Genomic DNA, 25,256 nt, shown 5'->3' with positions numbered 1-25,256 from the left:
AATTGCAAAGAATTTTCTTATCTTTAGTTTTTACATTAAACAAACGTATGAGATTTTTAAAAAAGTTCTTTAAATGGGTAGTCATTCTATTGGGAATACTCATAATTGCCTTATATATCACAGATACAGATTACTTAATTAAAGCAGTTAGAACCATATATCTTCAAGGTTACACCACGGCTTATTTAGAAGACTATAAGAAATTTGATAATCAAGTTATTGAAAACGACACACCTCACCCCTGGCCAAATCATAAAAACTATAATGCTGTAAAAGAAACTAAGGGTTTGGATTCCATAAATAAAGCCAATGGAACGGTTGCCTACTTGATTATAAAAAATGATAGTATTTGGTTTGAAAACTATTATAATGGGTTTAATAAAAACTCTAAAACCAACTCGTTTTCTATGGCTAAAAGTTACGTTTCTGGACTTTTGGGAAAAGCCATAATGGAAGGTCATATAAAAAGTTTAGACCAACCCGTTAGTGATTTTCTACCTACTTTTAATGAAGGGTTAGCTGCTAAAATGACGGTTGGCGACTTGTCTAGTATGGCATCTGGCACAACTTGGGATGAAAAGTATTATTCTCCATTTTCAATAGTAACTCGTGCTTATTTTGATGATGATTTAGAAAAAGTTATGCTCGGTTTAAAAGTTGAAACTGAACCTGGGAAAGCATTTAAATATTCAAGCGGAGACACACAAATGTTAGCTATGGTTATTGAAAAAGCTACTGGTAAAAAACTCTATAATTATTTAACAGAAAGTTTTTGGAAACCTTTAGGCTCTGAAAATCCTACACTTTGGCAAGTTGATAGTGAAAGTCACGATTTAGTAAAAGCATACTGTTGTATTGCTAGTAATGCTAAGGATTTTGCGCGTTTTGGAAAACTTTACAAAGACCATGGAAAATGGAATGGTAAGCAAATTTTAGACTCTGCTTTTGTGGCAAAATCCATAAAACCTGTTCATCCTGATGGCAGCATGTACGGCTATGGTATGTGGTTAAAGACACTTGACGACAAACACTTTTTTATGATGCGTGGGCACTTAGGGCAATACGTTATTGTAGAACCAAACGACAATATTATCATTGTTAGGCTTGGTCATTCAAAGGGAGATAATACTCAAGTGGGTCAGTTTACAGGTGATATTTTTACTTATATAGATGAAGCCTATAAAATGCTAAACCCATGATTTCAAAACTAAACCTTGAAAATATTTTATTTCTGGACATTGAAACCGTTCCAGAAACTCAATATTTTTCTGATTTAGACGAAACCAAACAATCTCTTTGGGAACACAAATCAAAATACCAGAGGAAAGATGATTTTACTGCCGAAGAGTTTTATAATCGTGCAGGAATTTGGGCTGAGTTTGGTAAAATAGTATGTATCTCAGTTGGGTATTTTACAAATCAAGGAGACCTTCGGAAATTTAGGGTAACATCTTTTTATGGTGACGAAATTAAAATATTAAAGGATTTTAAAAACTTATTAATCTCACATTTTAGTCAAACCAAACATTTACTTTGTGCACATAACGGAAAGGAATTTGATTTTCCTTACATAGCTAGAAGAATGATAATTAACAATATTGAGTTGCCTTATAAATTAAATCTTTTTGGTAAAAAACCATGGGAAGTACCTCATCTTGATACTTTAGAGTTATGGAAGTTTGGCGATTATAAAACCTATACCTCTTTAAAATTAATGACCAATGTATTAGGTATTCCTTCCCCTAAAGACGATATTGATGGAAGCGAAGTTTACAGTGTTTTTTATGAAGAAAATGAAATAGATCGTATCATTACCTATTGTGAAAAAGATACCATTGCTGTAGCGCAAATATTTCTCCGTTTACGTGGTGATGCAATTTTAACTGAAGATGAAATTATTCATATATAAAAAAAGTCCAGATTAAAATCTGGACTTTTCATTTTTGAGTTAGTCTTTGCTATTAATCACTTACTCTTTTATAAATCGTTTCATCATTTTATCAGAACCATTAGTCACTTCAATATAATACATACCAGCTTCTAATCTTTCAACAAGAATTTCTTTAGAGGTTTCTCCTGTATTTACAATCTGCCCTAATGCATTTATTATTCTGAAAGTCATTTTTCCTCCTTTTAAAGTCTTAACGCTTAAGATATTTTCAACAGGATTTGGATATAAGGTTAGCTGGTTTTTAACAAATGTGTTTTCAGTAACATCTAAAACATCAGGAGTAGTTTCATCATTCTTTAGCGTATCATCCTTAAGTAAAAAAGCCCCTGTACCACCTAAACCGGTAATCACAACTTGATCTATAAAAATCTGATCATTATTTCCTGATGCATCACATCTTAACCTAAATTGTGCGTTGCTCGATAAATTATATTGAGATGCATTTAATATTACTGTAAAATTGTCAAAAGCATTATTAACAAAATCAGTGCCTCTTGCCCAAGTTTCAATAGTAACAAATCCTGATCCATCATTGTACTGTAACCAGAAATCTTCTCCGTTTTCCATACTATGCGAATAGAAAAAGAAATCAAACTCAACTTCATTAAATGATGATAAATCAAATGTAGGTGATGTCATTGATGATGCTGTACCGGAATTATCACGGATTCGAATAGAAAAGTTCCCCTCATAAGACCTAGCAGCATCTGATCTTCTAGCACAATCACTTCCTCCATCAATCCAGCCATCCCAACCAGTTTCAAAATATCCTTCATGAATAATTACATCTGTTGGTATACTTATTATATTTACCGTTCTTACAACCTGATCTGCTGCGTTTCCTGCTACATCACTTACATCATAAGTTACAAAATAAGTACCTGCTGTGTTGGTATCTACTGTTCCTCCAATTACAATATTAACGGTAATATCGCCATCTAAATCATCGGTGGCTGTTGCACCTTCTTCTGTGTAAGTACCTCCAACATTTAAATCAATAGAAGCATTACCATTTAAAGTGATTACTGGTGCTGTAGTATCAGGAATCACATTTACCGTTCGTACCACTTGAGTGGCTGCGTTTCCTGCTGCATCACTTACATCATAAGTTACTAAATATGTACCGCCTATATTGGTGTCTACTGTTCCTCCAATTACAATATTAGCGGTAATATCACCATCTAAATCATCTGTTGCAGTTGCACCTTCTTCTGTGTAAGTCCCACCAACATTTAAATCAATGGAAGCGTTACCATTTAAAGTGATTACTGGTGCTGTAGTATCAGGAATCACATTTACCGTTCGTACCACTTGAGTCGCTACATTTCCTGCTGCATCGCTAACATCATAAGTTACTAAGTAAGTGCCTCCTGTGTTGGTATCAACTGCGCCTCCAATTACAATATTAGCGGTAATATCGCCATCTAAATCATCGGTGGCTGTTGCGCCTTCTTCTGTGTAAGTCCCACCAACATTTAAATCAATGGAAGCGTTACCATTTAAAGTGATTACTGGTGCTGTAGTATCAGGAATCACATTTACAGTTCGTACTACTTGAGTGGCTGCGTTTCCTGCTGCATCACTAACATCGTAAGTTATTAAATATGTACCTCCGGTGTTGGTATCTACTGCTCCGCCTATTACAATGCTTGCCGTAATATCACCATCTAAATCATCTGTTGCAGTTGCACCTTGTTCTGTGTAAGTACCTCCAACATTTAAATCAATAGAAGCATTACCATTTAAAGTAATAACTGGCGCTGTGGTATCTGGTATGACATTGACTGTTCTTACCACTTGTGTTGCATCATTTCCTGCAGCATCACTTACATCATAAGTTACTAAATATGTACCGCCTATATTGGTGTCTACTGTTCCTCCAATTACAATATTAGCGGTAATATCGCCATCTAAATCATCGGTGGCTGTTGCTCCTTCTTCTGTGTAAGTCCCACCAACATTTAAATCAATGGAAGCGTTACCATTTAAAGTGATTACTGGTGCTGTAGTATCAGGAATCACATTTACAGTTCGTACTACTTGAGTGGCTGCGTTTCCTGCTGCATCACTAACATCATAAGTTACTAAGTAAGTGCCTCCTGTGTTGGTATCAACTGCGCCTCCAATTACAATATTAGCGGTAATATCGCCATCTAAATCATCGGTGGCTGTTGCGCCTTCTTCTGTGTAAGTCCCACCAACATTTAAATCAATGGAAGCGTTACCATTTAAAGTGATTACTGGTGCTGTAGTATCAGGAATCACATTTACAGTTCGTACTACTTGAGTGGCTGCGTTTCCTGCTGCATCACTAACATCGTAAGTTATTAAATATGTACCTCCGGTGTTGGTATCTACTGTTCCTCCAATTACAATATTAGCGGTAATATCGCCATCTAAATCATCGGTGGCTGTTGCGCCTTCTTCTGTGTAAGTACCTCCAACATTTAAATCAATAGAAGCATTACCATTTAAAGTAATAACTGGTGCTGTGGTATCTGGTATGACATTGACTGTTCTTACCACTTGAGTGGCTGCGTTTCCTGCTGCATCACTTACATCATACGTTACTAAGTAAGTGCCTCCTGTATTGGTATCTACTGCGCCTCCAATTACAATATTAGCGGTAATATCTCCATCTAAATTATCGGCTGCTGTTGCGCCTTCTTCTGTGTAAGTGTCACCAACATTTAAATCAATAGAAGCGTTGCCGTTTAAGGTAATAACTGGTGCTGTTGTATCTTGTTCATCTGCTGTTAAATTAATATCATCAATTGCAATATCTGCTTGCCATGTACTTCCTACAAATCTGTTAAATCTTAACTGAATACCTCCGCCCACGTATGCATTTAAATCTAAGTTTACCGTTAGCCATGAATTACCTTGATTTCCAGATTGACTCCAAATACTTACCCAAGAAGCACCATCATCGTTGCTAATTTCTAAATCAATTGTTCCCATGTCTGCCGCACCAAACATATGATACTGAAAACTAAAACCTGCACCACTTGCGCTTGACAAATCAAAACAAGGTGATATAATAATAGCTCTCTTATCTGGGAAGCCAACACCACTTGTTGAGGCTTCTACAAAAATATAATCTGAACCTTGAGTTGCTCCAGAAGGTCCGGTATTATTAGATGGTGTAGTTCCTGAATTAACCAACCAATCTAAATCATCACCTGAAAATTGTGTCCAATCTCCAATTGAACCTTCAAAACCTTGAGCATAAGGAAATGATGTTACTCCACCTATACATCCAGATGCTGGTTCTACAACATTAACTGTTCTAGTTACTTCACTAGCTGCATTTCCAGCCAAATCTGTCACATTATAGGTTACAGTATATGTTCCAAGAACACTTGTATTTACGGTATCTCCACCAATAACAACATTACCCGATATATCTCCATCTGCATTATCTATAACTGTAGCACCTTCTTCTGTATAAGTATCACCAAGGCTCAAATTAGTTGGTGAAGCTCCGTTTAAAGTTATTACTGGTGGTGTTACATCTGGACCTGAAGCTTCTATTATTATCGTGTAGTCTTCCACCTCTCCATATTGAAACGTTTGACAAGAAGTAGGTTCTGCATTATATTGCATTGACACACGCATTCTAGTTGAATTTTCAACAGCTGTAGAAGGAATGGTAAAACTACCATTTACGCTAGTTGAATTTGTTGGAGATTGTGTAAAAATTTGCTCTCCTAAATCATCAAAATCACCATCTCTATTAAAATCAATCCATACAGAATAAGCTTCAGTATAAACCTGTCCTGTCCATGTTGGCGTTATAGTAATTGTGTATTGAGATTGTTTTTCTAGAGTAGTAGAAATATTAGTGAAATCTGAATAAAACTGACCTCCAGAAGTATTATCGATAGTATTTAATTGAACTCTACTAATAAACTCATCATTAACATTTGTACTTGCAGAAGTACAATAATTTAATTGAACATCTAAAGTTGTAAAATTAATTGAAGCTGAATATGCTGAATTATTTGCACCGCAATTTGAACGAACTTGAACTTCATAATCCGTTAAGTTAGCCAATCCATTTAATGTTGTTGTTGGTGTTGACAAACCTAAAACATCAGTCCAATTTGGTGCTCCTACAACGCGGTATCTTACATCATAAGTAGCAGAAGTTACATTGTCCCATGAAATGGTAGCATCAGTAGCCGTTACATTGTTACTTGCTAATCCAGTAGGAACTGAAACCACACATGGTGTTTGTATACTTATCACTTTAAAATCATCAAAAGTAAAACCATCAAAAGTTGTTGTTAAATCATCTTCTCTATTGGTACTATCACTTTTTAGTCTAAACCTTAATTGTATATTATTTTGACCTATTAAAAAACTATTTTCTGTAGCATCAATATACATTTCTTCCATCACCCATTTATCCATCGTATCACCATCATAAATAATATCTCCATTAGTAGATTGATGTTCTCTAAATGCTGTTGTGTTTTTATTTAAATGAAAGTTAGTTATAGAGGTAGACGTTGGTTTATTATAATTTCCGCAAAGTGCATTCCAGCTACTTCCTCCATTGGTACTAGCCTCTAACTGTATTAAATCGTAATTTCTTTCCAAATCCCATTTAGCATAAAATTGAATTAAGGCTTGTGAAGTGCCTGATAAATCAATTGCTGAGTTTAATGTAATAGATTTATTTTGGTTATTACTATATGGTCCTGAAGGAGAGTCAGTAATAGCCGCAGATCCAGAATAAGCATCTGTTGTTGTACCCCAACTACCTCCAGAGCTTGTCCAATTTGATGTTCCTGTTACATCAGGGTTATCTTGAAACAAAACACTTGATTGGTAATATTTTACATAATTTGCTTGATAAATTACGAAATCATCATTACTCAAAGTAACTTGAAATTCAATTTCATCGTTTGGTTGAATTGCAGAATCTAATATATACGGAACATTTAAATTTCTTTGCTCAAGTTTTGACCATCCAGATTGAACAGATGGAGGCGTTATTGAAGTTATGTTTGAAGATACTGGAGTGACATTTAGTGTTATATCATCATATGTTTTTCCTAAATATTCTACTCCAAAAGTTAGATTTCCTGATGTAGAAGTAATATCACTTGTATTTAAATCATGTAGTTTTGCAAATTTTCCAGAATATAATACAGATAGAAAATTCATTCTCATAGCTCTTATTGCTATTGGAGCTATTTGAGATGGTGCAGGCCAAAAATCATCACCATTTTCTGGTGCAAAAGCTAGCACATCTTTACCTGACCCAGAACTAGTTTGACCTCCTGAAGACACAGATGGTCCACCAAGCATCCAATCATTTGCATCACCATTTGCCTCATATAATGTATTTGGTGCAGAACCATAAATATATCTATTATAATGAGTTAAGTCATGACATATTTTTGCATACTCGTCTTCTCTACCTGAATCTGTTGCTGAAAGACTTCCATTATAAGAAGATGTAACTATGGAGTTTAAACCTCCATGGTGATTTACGCCTACTTTAATATCGTGATTTAAAACAAAATCTTGAATAATTTGAGTTTCAGGTTCTGAACCAGCTGAAGGGCCTCTATAAGTATTACTACTTTCTGTTGGAGAAGACCCAGAATTATCCCAACCCCAATAGTAGTTAAAGTTTCTATTTAAATCTATCCCTCTAACATTATTAGATGTATTTGTAGTGCCATTATCTGCAACACCAGGTCTTAAGTTTTTACGCTGTAATCCACCACCACCAGGAGCTATAACTTCATTCCAACGTAAACCATCTGGATTAACAATTGGTATAAAATATAATTGTTGATTATCAACTACGTTTTTAATAAATGGGTCACTATTATAGTTTTCTAAAACGTACCACATAAAGTACATTACATTCATTAAACTATTTACTTCTCTAGAATGCGTCATACCCGTAATTAAGGTTTCCGGTTCTGAAGCCTCATCAATATCTGGATTATCAGAAATTCTTACATAATAAATCGTTTGCCCTGGCCACGTAGTTCCTCCTGTTGAGTTACCATGAGTTGTTTGACCTGAAGATGATGCATCAGTTTTTACAGAAATTAAATTTGGGTACATACTTCGCATTAAATCTAATTGCGCCAAAGTCTCACTAACTGTTAAACAGCCTCCCATACTTCCTAACTGAAAATTTGATGGTACTGGCCAATTAATCTCATCACACTCATCGTGTTGAGTAGGGTTTCCAACTAAAACATTTTGTAAACTTAAACTTTTACTTAAGTTATCTGTTTTACCTTTTTTATTCTTTTTTGCTTTTAGACTACTTAGAGTTGATTTTGCCGTTGGTAATTCAATCGCATTTCTTTTACTGTAATAAGTAGTTAAATCATCAATTAAGACAGTGTATGAAACACCTTTTTTTTGTAATTCAAGTAATTCATCATATCCTAATTCTATCTCCAAGTTATTATTTATAAATCTTGGTCCGCAGGTTAAATCAATACCAGCTTTTTTAATTTTTTTAATAATACTTTGAGATGGATTTGAAATTGAAATTCTTTTTGGAGTTAAATCCTGTTGCGGAAAAACTAATAGAACATTGAGTACAACAATGAGAGCGAAAATAATTTTTTTCATGAGGGTTGGTTAAAAAGGTTAATAATTAGCTTTAATGTAATCGTTTTTTTTTAAATAAACGACTTTTTTTAAACTGATTTATAGATAGTTATGCGTTTTATGGCTTAACCACATTATAGTTAAAGGGGTTACTTACAAAACTCGTTTGCTTATATTCTTAATTAACTCTATAAGCAACAACCTATTTAGTATATTTGAATACTAATATTGATTATTAATAAAATGGGGGCAATCTTATCAATTAAAAATCTTTCCATTGCATTTGGCGAAAATGAGGTTATTCATAACATATCCTACCAATTAAGAAAAAATGAAATATTAGGTATTGTAGGCGAATCAGGTTCGGGAAAATCAGTTTCTTCTTTGGCTATTTTAGGATTACTCCCAAAGAAAATTTCTAAAATCACAAATGGCTCAATTTTTTATAGGAATAATGATCTTACTCAACTTTCAAATAAAACTTTTCAAAAAATAAGAGGTCATAAAATTGCGATGATTTTTCAAGAACCTATGAGTTCTTTAAATCCATCAATGACATGTGGAAAGCAAGTTGAAGAAATCTTACTACAACATACCAACTCATCAAAAAATCAAGTCACTGAAGAAACCATATCACTATTTGAAAAAGTAAAGCTTCCAGACCCTAAACGCGTTTTTAAATCTTACCCTCATGAAATTTCTGGCGGGCAAAAACAACGTGTTATGATAGCTATGGCTGTTGCTTGTAAACCAGACATCTTAATTGCTGATGAACCTACTACAGCCTTAGACGTTACTGTACAAAATGATATTATAACATTATTGAAGGAGCTACAAATTAAAACAAAAATGAGTATCATTTTTATTACTCATGACTTGGCCTTAATTTCAGAAATTGCAAATCGAGTTTTAGTAATGTATAAAGGCAATATTGTTGAACAAGGTAGAGTTGAAACAATTTTTAAGAATCCTGAGCATAATTATACAAAAGCTTTAATAAATTCTAGACCTTCTTTAGATACGCGACTAAAAACCTTACCAACCATTCAAGATTTTTTAGATGATAGTATTTCAACAGAAATAATTACAACTGAACAACGTAAAACAAATCATGAAAAACTATATAGTAAACCGCCTCTGTTAGAAGTTATTAATGTTGAAAAAGAATATATCACAAAATCTGGATGGTTTAAAAAACCTCAGCATTTTAAAGCTGTAAATAATGTGAGTTTTAAACTTTATGAAGGTGAAACTTTAGGTTTGGTTGGAGAATCTGGTTGCGGAAAATCAACTTTAGGAAATGCTATTCTCCAATTAGATAAAGCTACTGCTGGTTCTATTTTATATAATGGTATTGACATAACCAAACTTTCCAAAACAGAAACTAGACGTTTAAGGAAAGATATTCAAATTATATTTCAAGATCCATACTCGTCATTAAATCCAAGAATACCTGTTGGTGAAGCCATTATGGAACCCATGAAAGTCCATAACCTCTATACTTCTGATAAAGAAAGAAAAGAAAAAGTAATTGATATTTTAAACCGTGTTGGCTTATCTGAAGATTACTTTACTAGATACTCACATGAGTTTTCTGGCGGGCAACGTCAGCGTATTGGTATTGCAAGAACCATTGCATTACAACCTAAATTAATTGTTTGTGATGAATCGGTTTCTGCTTTAGATATATCAGTTCAAGCGCAAGTTTTAAATTTGCTTAACGAGCTTAAAAAAGATTTTGGTTTTACATATATCTTCATTTCACATGACTTGGCTGTGGTGAAATACATGTCTGATCAATTGTTAGTTATGAACCAAGGTAAAATTGAAGAACTAGACGACGCAGATACTATATATAACGCACCGAAAAAGGATTACACTAAAAAATTAATTCATGCTATTCCCAAAGGGCTATAGCATGAATATTTTTTTGGTTAGATAAACTAAGCTTTTTAAAAACTGTAAATTCTGTTTTAAAGTTTCTTTAAATTTGCTTTCGTTATTTGTAGGTAGTTCAGGTAGATTTGTTGCAATATTCATAAGTTTTTAAGTTTATGGTAGATTTGGGGAAATCTATAAATATTTGGTTTTTTTGGGGACAGCTAATATAGTATACATTTTCAAGTATATCGTTAAAAAACATAAAAAATCGACAAAATGCATTTTAATTTAACATTTTGTCGATTTTTCATCTAATTTTCTGAAAGTAGACAATCCTAAATTTCCATTTCAGGAATGTATCCTTCAACAATTAAAGTACCTTCTGTTGCATTTTTTATGTCTTCTATAGAAACTCCTGGAGCGCGTTCTAATAGTATAAATCCATTTTCCGAAACTTCAATAACAGCTAGATTAGTTACTATTCGTTTTACACAACCAACACCGGTTAGAGGTAATGAGCATGTTTTTAAAAGTTTTGATTCACCCCGCTTATTGGTATGCATCATGGCTACAATAATATTTTCTGCACTAGCTACTAAATCCATGGCACCCCCCATTCCTTTAACCATACGCCCAGGAATTTTCCAGTTTGCTATATCACCATTTTCAGCTACTTCCATTGCTCCCAAAATAGTTAAGTCAACATGCTGTCCGCGAATCATTGAGAAGCTTAAAGCTGAATCGAAAAAGCTAGCCCCCGGCAAAGTAGTAATTGTTTGCTTTCCAGCATTAATTACATCGGCATCTTCTTCACCTTCAAACGGGAAAGGCCCCATACCTAAAACGCCATTCTCACTTTGAAATTCAACTTCAATATCATTATGTACATAGTTTGCTACTAAGGTTGGAATACCAATTCCTAAGTTAACATAATAGCCATCTTTAACCTCTTTGGCAATACGTTTCGCTATACCTGTTTTATCTAACATTTTTTAAGTTTTAAATGCCTAAAGTTTTGAGTGCTTAAAGTTTTAAAAAAACGCGCTTTACCCTTTTAACTTTAGCGCTCTTTAAGTACTTATAACTTTTAACTTATTTATTTAATCTCTTTGTCTTACAGTACGTTGTTCAATCCTCTTTTCATAAACCTCACCTTGAAATATGCGTTGCACAAATATGCCTGGAATATGAATTTGATTAGGATCTAACTCACCTAACGGTACCATTTCTTCAACCTCAGCCACTGTTATTTTAGCGGCACCGCACATATTAGGATTAAAATTTCTAGCGGTCCCTTTAAAAATCAAATTTCCAGCCTCATCACCTTTCCAAGCTTTTACAAATGCAAAATCAGCTTTAAATGCATGTTCTAAAACGTACATTTTCCCATCAAACTCACGAGTTTCTTTACCTTCAGCAACTTCAGTTCCAAATCCGGCAGGCGTATATATAGCAGGAAAACCTGCTTGAGCAGCTCTACAGCGTTCTGCTAAAGTACCTTGAGGAATTAATTCAACATCCAATTCTCCTGAAAGCATTTGGCGCTCAAATTCATCATTTTCTCCTACATAAGACGAAACCATTTTCTTGATTTGCTTTTTTTGAAGTAGCAATCCTAATCCGAAATCATCAACCCCAGCATTATTAGAAATACAGGTTAAGCCATTTACCCCAAGTTTCACTAATTCTGCTATTGCGTTTTCAGGAATACCGCTAAGCCCAAAACCACCAAGCATAAAAGTCATGTTGCTGGAAACACCTTTTAAAGCTTCTTGAACATTAGCTACTTTTTTATTAATCATGATTATTCAGTTTTTGCAGTATAAAATTACGAATAATTGAATGATATGTCTAAATTTTTGAAAAAGAAAAAACCATTCTTTTCAGAATGGTTTCGTCGATTTTATAAAATTACTACCTATTTCTATCCGAAATCTAAATCTTCAGGTGTTTCATCATCAGTATCTTCTTCTGCATCGGTTGTACTCGTATGTTTTGAACAATCTACATTTATAGATAGATTCTCAGGAGATTCAAACTCTTCTGTAGAAATATCTAATTCGTTATCGGCATAACAACTCTTCATATAAAGCCCCCAAATAGGCAATGCCATTGTAGCTCCCTGACCATAGGTAATGGTTTTAAAATGGGCAGCTCGATCTTCAGCTCCAACCCAAACTCCAGTTACTAAATTTGGCACCATACCCATAAACCAACCATCACTTTGGTTTTGAGTTGTTCCTGTTTTTCCAGCAATTGGGTTTGTCAGTTCATAAGGATAACCCGTAACGACCTCTTTATACTCAGGTCTATATGTTGCCCAGGCATGTCTTAATCTTGTTCCTGAACCACCTTGAGTAACGCCTTCCATTAGTTTAACAGCAACATAAGCCGTTTCTTCACTTAACACATCTTTCGTTTCAGGTTTAAATTGGTATAATATAGTTCCGTTTTTATCTTCGATACTTGTAACCATTACTGGCTTTGTATATACCCCATGATTGGCAAATGATGCGTAGGCACCTACCATTTCATAAACACTAATGTCGGGTGTTCCTAAAGCTATAGAAGGCACTGGAAGCATTTCAGAATCAACTCCTAATTTCTTAACTAAATCAACAACGGTTTGTGGTCCAACTTTATCAATTAATTGAGCCGTAACTGTATTCACTGAGTTGCCTAAGGCATTTTTTAAAGTTCTTGTTCCGCCATAATCGTTACTTGAATTTTTAGGACACCACTCTTCAGGGTTTCCATACTTATTGGCTTCTATACAATATGGAACATCAGGAAATTCATCACAAGGTGAATAATGCAACTGATCTATGGCCGCAGTATAAACAAAAGGTTTAAATGTCGACCCTATTTGACGTTTTCCTTGTTTAACCATATCATACTGAAAATGTCTGTAATTAATCCCCCCAACCCAAGCTTTTACATGACCTGTTTGAGGATTCATAGACATCATACCAGTTCTTAAAAAAGACTTGTAATAGCGCATAGAATCTATGGGCTTCATGATAGTATCAACTTCTGAGGCTTTTCCATCTTTCCATGCAAAAACAGACATTTTTGTTGCTTTTTGAAAAGATGCTTCAATTTCTTTATCTGATTTTTTTAAATCATATTTCATATGCCTCCATCGCTCAGATTGTTTCATTCCTCTTTTCATTAAGGCATCAATCTCTTCTTTTTCAAGTTCTAAGAACGGTGCTGTTGGATTTCTTTTAGGTGTATTTTGATTAAAAAACTCTGCTTGTAACCTTGGCATATGTTGCTGCACTGCATTTTCTGCATAGGTTTGCATACGGGAATCAATAGTAGTATAAATTTTTAAACCATCGTTATATAAATTCCATTTTGTGCCATCGGGTTTAGGATTCTTCTTAATCCAATCTTTCATAAACCCATCTAAATAACCTCTAAAATAGGTTGCGGTACCTTCACGATGTGATTCTGGCGAATAGTTTAAATCTAATTCTGTTTTTTGTAATGAATCTTTAACTGCTTCAGTTATATAATCATATTTAGCCATTTGAGACAAAACTACATTTCGACGTTTCTTGGTTAAAGCTTCGCGTCTTCTAGGATTGAATAATGATGAATTTTTAAACATCCCGACCAACATAGCAGATTCTTTAATATTTAAGTCTTTTGGTTCTTTTCCGAAATAAATTCTTGCTGCGCTTCGAATACCATCAGCATTATTCAAAAAATCATATTTATTAAAATACTGAGCTATAATCTCTTCCTTAGTATATTGACGTTCTAAACGGGTAGCAATAACCCATTCTTTCACCTTTTGGGTCAATCTTTTTACAATATTCCCAGAAGCTTTTCTTGTAAAAAACAATTTAGCCAATTGTTGCGAAATAGTACTTGCTCCACCTCTGCTTCCCATATAAGTTGCAGCTCTTAAGGTTCCTCTAACATCAATTCCTGAGTGTTTATGAAAACGAGCATCTTCAGTAGCGATTAATGCATTAACTAAATGTTCTGGCAACTCATTATAACCTACTGGTGTCCTATTATCATCAAGATAAAATTTCCCTAGTGTTTCCCCATCAGATGAAATAATTTCAGTAGCTAAATTTGATTTAAGGTTTTCTAATTGAGTATGATCAGGCATCTCACCAAGTATGCCCCAAGATGCTGATAAAAACACTAACAAGATAGCCAATATTCCACCCAAAAAAACCATCCAAAACCAACGAACGTATTTTGAAAAATCTTGAACTGCTTTTGCTTCTTTTTTTACTTTTGCCATAGTTTAAGTGTCTTAAGTCTGAATTCTTAAGTGTTTTAAAGTTATGTTGATTATTTTTTATTTGAATTTTCTATTCTAAACCCAATATCTGTTACGCCTTCTAATTCTAAGATGCCTTTAACTTTTCCGTTTTCTCGCATGGCATGTTGAATATTAACTGTGTATTCGCCAGTTTCGTTAAAAACAACGCCTTCTTTATACCACAATTTATTTTCTTTAATATCTGTAAAACCTTCACCTAGAAGCTTTCCACTTGGTTCTGCCATTCTATACTCTAAAGTATCTTTAATTGTTTTTCCATGAGGAAAAACCATTTCGACAATTAAAAATAAATTATTGTACTTATATGCGTTTGTATTTCTTAAGTTAACAAACAAATTATAGGTGTTTGTTGAGTCTGGTGGCTTTACTTTAAAGCTTACTATTTTGTCTTTATGCCAAGCATTAGGAACAGATTTATAGTTGTCATAAACGCTATTAGAATCGCAAGAAACTATTATAAAAGAATACAATAAAAACAATAATAAGATTCTATTTTTCAGCATTTTTACTGTTTTGTGGTTTTGGTTTTCTATTATTATTTTTTCGTCTATTTTGGTTTGGACTCTTATTAGGTGTTGCATTAGTATTTGATGTCCCTTTGTTATTACCTTGATTACCCTTCCTTCTATTATTTCTACGTTTTTTATTGCGTTTTGGACTATCAAAACGTGTTAAACTATCTTGACCTACAACGTTCTCAAACACTTCTTTAGTATCTTTTTCAACAAGATCTGAAGCATATTCTTCTAGGCTTGCAATTTTTTTCTTTTGCTTATTTAACTCAATAATTTCATTGGCTTGGTCTGTAGTAATTTTGTGCCAATTCATCCATTCACCTTCATAAGCAAACCACATGTGCCCTTTAAAAATGTCTGTTTTTTGACATACTGCTGTGCCTTTTTCAGTATATAATTTTGTATCGTTTTTAGGAAAGCTTTTTAAAGCATCAAGATACGTGTCTAGCTCGTAATTTAAACAACATTTTAGCTTACCACATTGTCCTGCTAATTTTTGAGGGTTTAAGGATAATTGTTGGTAACGTGCCGCAGATGTACTAACAGAACGAAAATCCGTTAACCAAGTAGAACAGCACAATTCGCGCCCACAGGAACCTATACCACCAAGTCTTGCTGCTTCTTGACGAAAGCCTACTTGTTTCATTTCAATACGTGTTCTAAATTCTCGAGCAAAAACTTTAATTAACTCACGAAAATCTACGCGTTCTTCAGCTGTATAATAAAACGTTGCCTTACTTGCATCACCTTGAAATTCGATATCTGAAATTTTCATCTGTAATCTCAAATCTATAGCAAATTGACGCGCTTTAACCTTCATAGGTTCTTCTTTGTCTCTTGCTGTCGACCAGATATCAATATCTTTTTGGCTTGCTTTTCTATAAATTTTTAGTACTTCTTCTTGATTTTCAGAAATATTTTTACGCTTCATTTGAACGCGCACTAATTCTCCCGTAAGGGTAACCATACCAATATCATGTCCTGCTTTGGCTTGTGTGGCTACTATATCACCAATACTTAAAGTTAAGTTTTCTGTATTTTTGTAGTACTCTTTTCTACCGTTTTTGTAACGTACCTCAACCCAATTAAAAGGTTTTTCTCCGTTAGGAAGCGCCATATTTGCCAACCAATCAAAAACGGTTAGCTTATTACAACTATCTGTACCACAAGTACCATTATTTTTGCAGCCTTTTGGTGAGCCGTCTTTAGTTGAGCAACTTGCGCAAGCCATATATTTTATATATTGATTCCGACTAGAAAGTATCTATCGGAAGATGGTTTATACCTATTTTTGAATCTTGTAATTACCGAAAATATTTCTGTAAAACTTGATAATGAATTTTTAAGAAGTTTCAATAAAAGGCTTTTTAAAAAACCAACTTCTCGATGTAAATATAAGATTATTCTAAGAATTAAGAAGCAAGATTTTTAATTAAACTCAACTTCGTAATTAAGTTTATTAGAGGTTGTGCTGAGTTCTTTTTTTGATTTAAAAATATTTGAAAAAAGTAAGTATCTTACTTCTAAAGGTTATCACTTTTAAATAATTATGCTCACATTTTAAAAATTTTTGTATGTACTTATATATAACCCTCTTAAAATATTAATTATGAAATCTAAAATTATTCTTTTTTTAATTTTATCAATACTCTTAATGAGTTCTGGAAATGCACAAACCCCCAATTTTACTCCAGATGGAGGTGAATTTGCTTTTAATGCTAAAAATATACCTTGTTTAACTGACAAACAAAGAGAGGGAGTCTTAAATGATATTAGAAACAACATTCAACAATTAAAACTTCAAAAAAAATTATCATATTCAAAAAATAATGTAGTTCCTCATCCACTTTTTATATGGCCGGTAAAGAAAAAAGATGGGCATGAATATAATGATGTGTGGGGCATTTCAAACTATGTAGACCAAAACGCAGCATATCCAAATCAAATACAAGACTATAATTGTGGCACTAGAACTTATGATACAACAAGTGGATATAATCATGCGGGAATTGATATTTTTAATTGGCCTTTTCAATGGAAAATGATGGATAATGATGAGGTTGAAATAGTTGCTGCAGCACCAGGACAAATTCTAGCCAAGGTAGACTCTCGTACCGATAGGAGTTGCTCGTTAAATGGAACTAATTGGAATTTTGTATATGTACAACATGCTGATGGAAGTGTTGCAGTTTATGGCCATTTAAAACAATTTTCATCAACCACTAAAGTCGCAGGAGACATGGTGGAAGAAGGGGAATATTTAGGAGTAGTTGGGAGCTCTGGAAACTCCACTGGCCCACATTTACATTTTGAGGTATACTCTGAAATTGAATGGAATGGCGTTGGACAAGATGTATTAGTAGACCCATACGCAGGAACATGCAATAGCATGAATAGTGATACTTGGTGGCAAAACCAAAAACCCTATAATAACCCTAACATTAATGCCGCACTAACACATAGTGCTCCACCAGTATTCCCAGCTTGTCCAACTCAAGAAACTACAAATGAAAGCAATGATTTTTTAACAACTGATACCATTTATTTTGCTATTTATCTTCGAGATCAGGAAGTAGGAACCACAATAAACCTAAAGATATTAAGACCAAACAACACAGCTTTATATTCATGGGATTTTGCCCTAAATGCTAATTATAATAGCTCTTATTGGTATTGGAATTATACCGGAGCTGCAAATATACCTGGAGAGTGGAAATGGCAAGCCACTTACAACGGACAAACAGTAACACACCCATTCAATGTTACTAACGCTTTAAGTGTTGAAGACAACTTTTTAAAAAACACATCAATATTTCCAAATCCTACTAATGATTTAATTAATATCTCTTCAATTAAAAAGATTTCAAAAGCTGAAATTATAAATGTCACTGGGAAATCTATAAAATATATACATCAACCCACTCAAGGTATAAAAACTATAAACACATCCAATTTATCAAACGGATTATACTTTTTAATGCTAGAAAGCGACGCCTATGAGAAAAAAATAATAAAGTTTATAAAAGAGTAAATTTATAAGAGGTTGACTAGAAAGTAAGCTCGCTGTGACATTGAGCTTGCTTTCTATATATGTTATATATGCTTGACTGAAATAATTTTAACGGGGCATGCTTTGGCTGCATTATTACACGTTTCAAAAATCAAAGAGTCCTTAGATTTTAATGTAAAAAAGCCTTTTTTTTCATTGGAATGTAGCAACACCGATTTTCCGTCTTTTTTCGACATTTGAAACTGACTTGGCGCTAACTCCACGCAGTAGTTACAGCCAATACACTTATTACGTTGTAATGTAATAACTACCATTAAGCTTCAACTTTATTTTTCACAATTTTATAAAGTTTGTCTGATTGCCTGATTCTGAATGGCAATTTCATAGTTACCAAATCGCCCTTCATTCCCTCTGTTAATTTCTCATCATTTACAAAAAACTCATCAACAACTAATTCTTGTGCTCCAGTAGTTGGTCCGGTTATTAAAATAGTGTCTCCAACATTTAAGTTATAAGCTTCAATTTTAAACTCTCCTACTTTTGCCTTAGGAAAAAAGTGAGTGCCTTTACCAATGTAAACTTTCTTTTGAGTTGCATGAGAGCCTGACCCTTTACTCCATTCTCCTAACTTTTGCCCTAAATAATACCCGTTCCAAAATCCTCTATTGTATATGGTTTCTAGAGTTTTCATCCACGAAATAACTTCTTCTTTATTATAACTTCCGTTTTCAATACTATCAATAGCCTCACGGTAACATTTTATAACTTTAGCCACATATTCTGGTGCTCTTCCTCGGCCTTCAATTTTTAAAACTTTAATACCTGCATCAACAACTTCATCTAAAAAATCAATGGTACATAAATCTTTTGGAGACATAATGTACTCGTTATCCAATTCCATTTCAAAACCAGTTTCTTGATCTATAACGGTATATTTTTTTCGACAATTTTGTTTGCAAGCACCTCTATTAGCTGAGGAGTTTTGAGAATGTAAACTCATATAACATTTACCAGAAACAGCCATACATAGTGCGCCATGACCAAAAATTTCAATTTCAATAAGTTTCCCTGAAGGGCCTTTTATTTGTTCTTTTTCAATCTGTTCTGTAATTTTTTTAACCTGACGCAAACTCAGCTCACGACTCAGAACTATAGTATCTGCAAATAAAGCATAAAACTTAACCGTTTCAATATTTGTTACGTTAATTTGAGTTGATATATGCACTTCCATACCAATCTCTCTTGCCATAGCAATAACTGCTTGATCCATAGCAATAACAGCTGTTATATTTGCTTTTTTAGCTTTATTAAGCAGTGTTTTTACGATAGATAAATCATGATCGTAAATAATTGTATTTAATGTTAAGTACGTTCTAACATTTTTTGCTTTACAACGTTTTGATATGTCTTGTAAATCATCTAAAGTAAAATTTATAGATGCTCTTGCGCGCATATTTAATTGCTCTACACCAAAATAAACAGAGTCGGCACCATTATCTAAAGCAGCTTGAAGCGATTCAAAATTACCAGCGGGTGCCATTAATTCTATCTTTTGCATAATTTCTACTTTATTTTTTATCCCTTTTTAAAACTTTCAAAAATATTCCTCAAGTCTTTTTTATAAGGCAAATGGTCGGCACGACCTTTCTTAAAGATATCATTACTATTCCCTTGCCCTTTTCTAAGTGCTTTCTGTTCTTCAAAAGGTAAAGCATGAATCTCTTTGCAATTAGTAGAACAACAATTGTTCATTTCGGCTTTACAGGTGTCACATTGTATAAATAATAAATGGCAAGCATCATTTGCACAATTACTATGCGTATCAAAAGGTTCTCCACATTGGTGGCATTGAGCAATTACATCATCACTTATACGCTCTGCACGCCTTTCATCAAACACAAAATTCTGGCCCAAAAACTTATTTTCTAAGTCTTGATCTTTCACCTGTCGCGTATACTCAATAATACCACCTTCTAGCTGATATACATTTTTAAAACCTTTATGTTTAAAATAAGCACTTGCCTTTTCACAGCGTATTCCGCCGGTACAATACATTACCAAATTCTTGTCTTCTTTGTGATTCTTTAAATCGTCTTCAATTATATCTAAAGACTCTCTAAATGTATCTACGTCAGGAGTTACCGCGTTTTTAAAATGCCCTATTTCACTTTCATAATGATTTCGCATATCAACCAAAACAGTTTTTTCATCTTCAATAAGGGCGTTAAACTTATCTGCACCAACATGAACTCCTTTATTAGTTACATCAAAAGTATCATCATCTAAACCATCAGCAACAATTTTATGTCGCACTTTTACTTTCAACTTTAAAAAGGACATATTATCCTGCTCCACAGCAATGTTTAAACGAATGTCTTTCAAAAAATCAATGGTGTCCAAATGTGTTTTAAATTCAACAAAACGATCAGCTGGTAACGATAATTGGCCATTAATGCCTTCATTGGCCACATAAATACGCCCTAAAACATCTAAGCTATTCCAAGTAATAAATAATTTGTCTCTAAGTTCTTGCGGATTTTTAATTTTAGCGTACTGATAAAAAGAAAGTGTTAATCGATCCTTTCCGGCTTTCTCGATTAATTCAGCTCTTTCCTTTGCGCTTAAGGTATTGTACAGTTGCATGCTATACTAATTTTAAGTTTATAAGAATATTTTGAAATGCAAAAGTACAACTTCTAAATCATTATAAAAATTAGGGCGCTACCCAAAAAAGGGTCGGGCTATCCGTTACAAGTCCTCGCTGCGCTGTGGGCTTTCCTCTACTATCCCTAGCGCGGGTAAGTCCGCAATCAGCAGTAAAAACAGCAGTCTAGCAGGTGTTTTGAAATAACAAAGCACCTAAATAATTATTTAGGTGCTTTTAGTTGAGTTTAGAGTTAGTTATATATCAAAACTCATTTGGCAAATTTGATAGCAAATTTTTTCCTCTTTCTTTACTAGATGCAAATTTTTGAAAAAGGTTGCGTATTAATCAATCATTTATTTTTTTGGATACTCAATTACGTATTTTTAACTTCATTCATTTATGTTGAAAACTATTATTGTAACATGAAAAAACTTATAGTACTTTAGCATACAATTTTTCAGAAAAAAATAAAGAAATGAGCAGCGATAAAGAAAAAGAAGCAAAATTAAAAGCATTAAAACTAACATTAGATAAACTAGACAAAGCCTACGGAAAAGGTACCGTAATGAAAATGAGTGATGCCGCTGTAGTTGATGTCGACGCTATCCCATCTGGTTCTTTAGGTTTAGACATTGCCTTAGGCGTTGGTGGTTACCCTCGTGGTCGTGTAGTAGAAATTTATGGACCCGAATCTTCTGGTAAAACAACATTAACTCTACATGCCATTGCAGAAGCTCAAAAGGCTGGTGGTATTGCAGCATTTATTGATGCAGAGCACGCTTTTGATCGTTTTTATGCTGAAAAATTAGGGGTAGATATTGATAATTTAATTATCTCTCAACCAGATAATGGTGAGCAAGCCTTAGAAATTGCCGATAACCTAATCCGTTCTGGAGCTATTGATATAGTTGTAATCGATTCTGTTGCAGCCTTAACACCGAAAAGTGAAATTGAAGGCGAAATGGGAGACTCTAAAATGGGGCTGCATGCACGTTTAATGTCTCAAGCCTTAAGAAAACTTACAGCATCCATTAGTAAAACTAATTGTACGGTAATTTTCATTAACCAATTGCGTGAAAAAATTGGTGTTATGTTTGGTAACCCAGAAACCACTACTGGTGGTAATGCCTTAAAATTCTACGCTTCAGTACGTTTAGATATTCGTCGTTCTACACAAATAAAAAGTACAGATGGCGATGTTATGGGTAACAAAACCCGTGTAAAAGTGGTTAAAAACAAAGTCGCTCCACCGTTTAGGCTAGCAGAGTTTGACATTATGTATGGCGAAGGCGTATCAAAAGTTGGTGAAATTTTAGACTTAGCCGTAGAACATGAAATTGTAAAGAAAAGCGGCTCCTGGTTTAGTTATGACGATACCAAGCTAGGACAAGGGCGAGATGCTGTTAAAGCATTAATAAAAGACAATCCAGAACTCATGGACGAGCTTGAAGCCAAGGTTAGAAAACTAGTAGATGAACAATAATTAAAAATCCCGTTAACTCGGGATTTTTTAATTTTATGGTTCTTATTTAAGGTTAAGCCTCAAATAAGTTACTTTTCTACGCAACCTTTTTACCTATATCGCATCTACATAGTGCAAACATGTATTTAACCCTGAATTTATTTTGCTATGAAAAAATTACTAGTACTTTGCTTAACACTTATAATTTGTGCATCTTGTAGTATTGATGACGATGGTACGAGCTATAGTTTTGAAGTTTTACCAGTAGAAAGTGTGGATATTCCTGACGAGTTTATGTTAGGTGAAATTTATCCCATTACAGTGTCGTATTTAAGGCCATCAAACTGTCATAACTTTAGAGAGTTTTATTATTTAAAAGAGAACAATCAACGAACCGTTGCACCAATAACGTATGTTTTTGATGACAACGATTGTGAAACTCTAGAAGAGGACAACTTAATAGAAGCAACATTTAATTTTAAAGTAACCAGCAATGGTTCTTATATTTTTAAATTTTGGCAAGGTGAAGATATTGATGGTGAAAATCAATATTTAACTATTGAAGTGCCCGTAACGGAGTAAGTATTAATTAATACATGTTTAAGTTGAGTTTAAAACAACTCATAGAAAATTGTAAAATTAATGATACTAAAGCACAAGGCGAATTATATAAACTCTTTTCGAGTAAATTATTTGCTATATGCTTAAAGTATTCACGAAACTATGCCGAAGCAGAAGATAATTTGCAAGACGCATTTTTAACAATCTTTAAAAAAATTGAACAGTATAAAAACAAAGGCTCTTTTGAGGGTTGGATAAAACGTATTACTGTAAACACCGTATTACAACGTTACCGAAACGAAAAGGTTTTTGATATAATAAATGAAAATACAATTGAAGATGTTGAATTGGAAGTTGATGAAGACGAAGTTACCATTGATTACCTTTTAAAAATCATTCAAGAATTGCCAGATAGATACAGGTTGGTTTTTAACCTATATGTACTAGATGGTTATTCGCATAAAGAAATAGCTGATATGCTAGAAATAAACATAGGAACCTCAAAATCCAATTTAGCACGAGCTAGACAAATTTTGAAGCAAACTATAGAAGAATATAAAACAACACAACGTTCTCAATCATTATAAATGAACGATAAGAAACATATAGACAGATTATTTCAGGAAGGGTTCAAAGATTTTGAAGCCACTCCTAGCGATGCTGTATGGAAAAATATAGAAGATCAACTCAACGAGAAAAAGAAAAAACGTCGTGTTATTCCTATTTGGTGGCGTTATGCTGGTGTTGCAGCATTATTATTACTCCTTTTAACTATCGGTAACTTCTTTTTTAATAATTCAGACGAAAGTTCAACTAACCAAGTTGTTGATAGTGAAAATGTAATTCCTGAGTACAATGAAGTAAAAGATAACGACGCAACAAATAAAGCCGTTAAAACTAATGTTATTGTTTCAGATGATAATTCTCAAAATGATTCTAATGAAAATTCAAATGCTAATACTCAACCTGAAGTAATAACCGATAATATTGAATCTTCTAAAGAAACTTCAATTGCTGAAACTTCTGCTTCAAAAAATCAGAATGAGAGTAAAACGAATTTAACGTCATCTGATAAATTAAATATCAAGAAAAGCATTATTACTCCAAGAAACAATAATGGCATTGCTAATAATTTATCTGAAGAAAAAAATAAAGCTAAAAACATTCAAAAAGAATTAGAAAACAACATTACTGTTGCTAATTCCGTAGAAGAAAAAAACGAATCTGTTGACGCAAAAAGTGAAGTTAAGCTAGTTTCCAAAGAAAAAGCCAAAACACTTATTACCGAAACTTCAAAAGACAATTCAGCTATTGCAAATTCAGACAATGAAAAGATTGAAGAATTAAAAGACAAAGTAACCACCGAAGAAAATAATCGTTCTATTGAAGATGTATTAAATAAAACCAAAGATGTTCTTGAAGAAGAGAACAGTAAATTAGGGCATAGATGGAGTGTTGCAACTAATGCAGCCCCTGTTTATTTTAATTCTTTAGGAGAAGGCTCATCTATAGACCCACAATTTAGCAGTAATTCTAAATCTGGTGAGGTTAATATGAGTTACGGTATTTCTGCTAGTTATGCTATAAATAAAAAATTAAGCATACGTTCTGGTATTAACAGAGTTAACTTAGGCTATAATACTAATGATGTTGCTGTTTTCCAATCAGTAGGACTAACATCTAATAGTAGTGCTTTACAGAATGTTAGTTCTCGTAGTAACGCCGATGATATTTCTGTAATTAGCACTGAAACTTTAAAGAATACTCCTAAATCTTTTGCATCAACAAATGCATCAATTAATCAAGCTTTGGGTTATATTGAAATTCCTTTAGAAATTCAATACACCCTTTCTGATAAGAAATTTGGAGTTAATCTTATTGGAGGTTTTAGCTCATTCTTTTTAAATAATAATGAAATTTTTTCTGAAGAAGATAATGGTGCTAGAACATTTCTAGGTGAAGCTAACAATATAAATGATATAAGCTATAGTGCAAACTTTGGATTGGGTTTAAACTATAAGGTTTCTAAAAAATTCGATTTGAATTTAGAACCTATATTTAAATATCAATTCAATACGTTTAATAATACTTCTGGTAATTTTTCACCATTTTTTATTGGTGTTTATACCGGATTCGCTATTAAATTCTAGGTTTTTGGTTAGATCTGGATATGGGTTTTCATTTAAGCTCGAAAACTCATATCGCAAAAAAAACTGCTCGTCCCCTCGAGCAGTTTTTTATTATACCAACTTGTCCCGTCCTGAAATAGCGATACACTAAAACATTAGTGTAATGAAAACATCGGAAAACACTGGGTACGTAAAGC

17 protein-coding genes are annotated in these 25,256 nt (G+C 33.5%); 8 read left to right on the top strand and 9 right to left on the bottom strand.

Annotated elements, in window-relative coordinates:
- Positions 1-47: 47 nt before the first annotated feature.
- The gene (locus tag Q0870_RS12155; protein WP_298555785.1) at positions 48-1,199 is read left to right on the top strand and encodes a serine hydrolase; all 1,152 of its coding nucleotides are present in this window, start codon (positions 48-50) and stop codon (positions 1,197-1,199) included.
- Entirely contained in the window at positions 1,196-1,909 is a 714-nt protein-coding gene (locus tag Q0870_RS12150; protein ID WP_298555784.1) for a 3'-5' exonuclease, read from the top strand. The genes Q0870_RS12155 and Q0870_RS12150 overlap by 4 nt, the downstream gene beginning before the upstream one ends.
- Before the next feature lie 60 nt (positions 1,910-1,969).
- On the opposite strand, the gene Q0870_RS12145 is transcribed toward Q0870_RS12150, so the two are convergent.
- Positions 1,970-8,566 carry an immunoglobulin-like domain-containing protein gene (locus Q0870_RS12145; RefSeq protein WP_298555783.1) on the bottom strand — a complete coding sequence of 2,199 codons (6,597 nt, stop codon included), beginning with the start codon at positions 8,564-8,566 and terminating at the stop codon, positions 1,970-1,972.
- 222 nt (positions 8,567-8,788) lie between these two features.
- On the opposite strand from Q0870_RS12145, the gene Q0870_RS12140 reads away from it, so the two are divergent.
- Positions 8,789-10,462 carry an ABC transporter ATP-binding protein gene (locus Q0870_RS12140; protein WP_298555782.1) on the top strand — a complete coding sequence of 558 codons (1,674 nt, stop codon included), beginning with the start codon at positions 8,789-8,791 and terminating at the stop codon, positions 10,460-10,462.
- Between the two features lie 299 nt (positions 10,463-10,761).
- On the opposite strand, the gene Q0870_RS12135 is transcribed toward Q0870_RS12140, so the two are convergent.
- From Q0870_RS12135 to ricT, 5 genes are all read right to left on the bottom strand, one after another.
- Entirely contained in the window at positions 10,762-11,415 is a 654-nt protein-coding gene (locus Q0870_RS12135) for a 3-oxoacid CoA-transferase subunit B (protein ID WP_298555781.1), read from the bottom strand.
- Between the two features lie 111 nt (positions 11,416-11,526).
- Entirely contained in the window at positions 11,527-12,228 is a 702-nt protein-coding gene (locus tag Q0870_RS12130; protein ID WP_298555780.1) for a CoA transferase subunit A, read from the bottom strand.
- A 122-nt stretch (positions 12,229-12,350) separates the two neighbouring features.
- On the bottom strand, positions 12,351-14,693 hold the full coding sequence (locus Q0870_RS12125; RefSeq protein WP_298555779.1) for a transglycosylase domain-containing protein: 2,343 nt from the start codon (positions 14,691-14,693) through the stop codon (positions 12,351-12,353).
- Positions 14,694-14,743: 50 nt separating this feature from the next.
- Positions 14,744-15,238, bottom strand: a complete 495-nt coding sequence (locus Q0870_RS12120; RefSeq protein WP_298555778.1) for a gliding motility lipoprotein GldH — start codon at positions 15,236-15,238, stop codon at positions 14,744-14,746.
- On the bottom strand, positions 15,225-16,481 hold the full coding sequence (gene ricT / locus Q0870_RS12115) for a regulatory iron-sulfur-containing complex subunit RicT (RefSeq protein WP_298555777.1): 1,257 nt from the start codon (positions 16,479-16,481) through the stop codon (positions 15,225-15,227). The genes Q0870_RS12120 and ricT overlap by 14 nt, the downstream gene beginning before the upstream one ends.
- Positions 16,482-16,859: 378 nt before the next feature.
- Here ricT and Q0870_RS12110 point away from each other — a divergent pair, with 378 nt between their 5' ends.
- Positions 16,860-18,281, top strand: coding sequence for a peptidoglycan DD-metalloendopeptidase family protein (locus Q0870_RS12110; protein WP_298555776.1), 1,422 nt, complete (start codon positions 16,860-16,862; stop codon positions 18,279-18,281).
- Positions 18,282-18,343: 62 nt separating this feature from the next.
- Here Q0870_RS12110 and Q0870_RS12105 read toward each other — a convergent pair whose 3' ends face one another.
- The 3 genes from Q0870_RS12105 to Q0870_RS12095 are packed head-to-tail and all read right to left on the bottom strand — an operon-like array spanning position 18,344 to position 20,903.
- Complete coding sequence (locus tag Q0870_RS12105) at positions 18,344-18,574, bottom strand: ferredoxin (RefSeq protein ID WP_298555775.1); 231 nt, start codon at positions 18,572-18,574, stop codon at positions 18,344-18,346.
- Positions 18,574-19,818, bottom strand: a complete 1,245-nt coding sequence (locus Q0870_RS12100; RefSeq protein ID WP_298555774.1) for a peptidase U32 family protein — start codon at positions 19,816-19,818, stop codon at positions 18,574-18,576. The genes Q0870_RS12105 and Q0870_RS12100 overlap by 1 nt, the downstream gene beginning before the upstream one ends.
- 17 nt (positions 19,819-19,835) lie before the next feature.
- Positions 19,836-20,903 (bottom strand): rhodanese-related sulfurtransferase, encoded by a 1,068-nt coding sequence (locus tag Q0870_RS12095; RefSeq protein ID WP_298555773.1) that lies wholly within the window; start codon positions 20,901-20,903, stop codon positions 19,836-19,838.
- 479 nt (positions 20,904-21,382) lie between these two features.
- Between Q0870_RS12095 and recA the strand changes: the two genes are divergently transcribed.
- The 4 genes from recA (at position 21,383) to Q0870_RS12075 (ending at position 25,080) form a co-directional block, all read left to right on the top strand.
- Positions 21,383-22,390 (top strand): recombinase RecA, encoded by a 1,008-nt coding sequence (gene recA / locus Q0870_RS12090; RefSeq protein WP_298555772.1) that lies wholly within the window; start codon positions 21,383-21,385, stop codon positions 22,388-22,390.
- 147 nt (positions 22,391-22,537) lie between these two features.
- A complete protein-coding gene (locus tag Q0870_RS12085) occupies positions 22,538-22,951 on the top strand; it encodes a hypothetical protein (RefSeq protein WP_298555771.1) in 414 nt (137 codons plus the stop codon).
- Positions 22,952-22,974: 23 nt separating this feature from the next.
- Entirely contained in the window at positions 22,975-23,517 is a 543-nt protein-coding gene (locus Q0870_RS12080; protein WP_298555888.1) for an RNA polymerase sigma factor, read from the top strand.
- Positions 23,518-25,080, top strand: coding sequence for an outer membrane beta-barrel protein (locus Q0870_RS12075; RefSeq protein WP_298555770.1), 1,563 nt, complete (start codon positions 23,518-23,520; stop codon positions 25,078-25,080).
- Positions 25,081-25,256 lie beyond the last annotated feature (176 nt).

Source organism: uncultured Algibacter sp., from assembly GCF_947487575.1.
Taxonomy (GTDB): domain Bacteria; phylum Bacteroidota; class Bacteroidia; order Flavobacteriales; family Flavobacteriaceae; genus Algibacter_B.
This window is presented reverse-complemented; position numbering and strand designations above follow the sequence as displayed.

Excerpts from the sequence above, each read along its gene's own strand:
- recA (WP_298555772.1), top strand. The coding sequence starts at position 21,383 with ATGAGCAGCGATAAAGAAAAAGAAGCAAAATTAAAAGCATTAAAACTA.
- Q0870_RS12155 (WP_298555785.1), top strand. The coding sequence starts at position 48 with ATGAGATTTTTAAAAAAGTTCTTTAAATGGGTAGTCATTCTATTGGGA.
- Q0870_RS12125 (WP_298555779.1), bottom strand. The coding sequence starts at position 14,693 with ATGGCAAAAGTAAAAAAAGAAGCAAAAGCAGTTCAAGATTTTTCAAAA.
- Q0870_RS12120 (WP_298555778.1), bottom strand. The coding sequence starts at position 15,238 with ATGCTGAAAAATAGAATCTTATTATTGTTTTTATTGTATTCTTTTATA.
- Q0870_RS12130 (WP_298555780.1), bottom strand. The coding sequence starts at position 12,228 with ATGATTAATAAAAAAGTAGCTAATGTTCAAGAAGCTTTAAAAGGTGTT.
- Q0870_RS12145 (WP_298555783.1), bottom strand. The coding sequence starts at position 8,566 with ATGAAAAAAATTATTTTCGCTCTCATTGTTGTACTCAATGTTCTATTA.
- Q0870_RS12085 (WP_298555771.1), top strand. The coding sequence starts at position 22,538 with ATGAAAAAATTACTAGTACTTTGCTTAACACTTATAATTTGTGCATCT.
- Q0870_RS12150 (WP_298555784.1), top strand. The coding sequence starts at position 1,196 with ATGATTTCAAAACTAAACCTTGAAAATATTTTATTTCTGGACATTGAA.
- Q0870_RS12105 (WP_298555775.1), bottom strand. The coding sequence starts at position 18,574 with ATGGTAGTTATTACATTACAACGTAATAAGTGTATTGGCTGTAACTAC.
- ricT (WP_298555777.1), bottom strand. The coding sequence starts at position 16,481 with ATGGCTTGCGCAAGTTGCTCAACTAAAGACGGCTCACCAAAAGGCTGC.
- Q0870_RS12110 (WP_298555776.1), top strand. The coding sequence starts at position 16,860 with ATGAAATCTAAAATTATTCTTTTTTTAATTTTATCAATACTCTTAATG.
- Q0870_RS12140 (WP_298555782.1), top strand. The coding sequence starts at position 8,789 with ATGGGGGCAATCTTATCAATTAAAAATCTTTCCATTGCATTTGGCGAA.
- Q0870_RS12095 (WP_298555773.1), bottom strand. The coding sequence starts at position 20,903 with ATGCAACTGTACAATACCTTAAGCGCAAAGGAAAGAGCTGAATTAATC.
- Q0870_RS12135 (WP_298555781.1), bottom strand. The coding sequence starts at position 11,415 with ATGTTAGATAAAACAGGTATAGCGAAACGTATTGCCAAAGAGGTTAAA.
- Q0870_RS12075 (WP_298555770.1), top strand. The coding sequence starts at position 23,518 with ATGAACGATAAGAAACATATAGACAGATTATTTCAGGAAGGGTTCAAA.
- Q0870_RS12100 (WP_298555774.1), bottom strand. The coding sequence starts at position 19,818 with ATGCAAAAGATAGAATTAATGGCACCCGCTGGTAATTTTGAATCGCTT.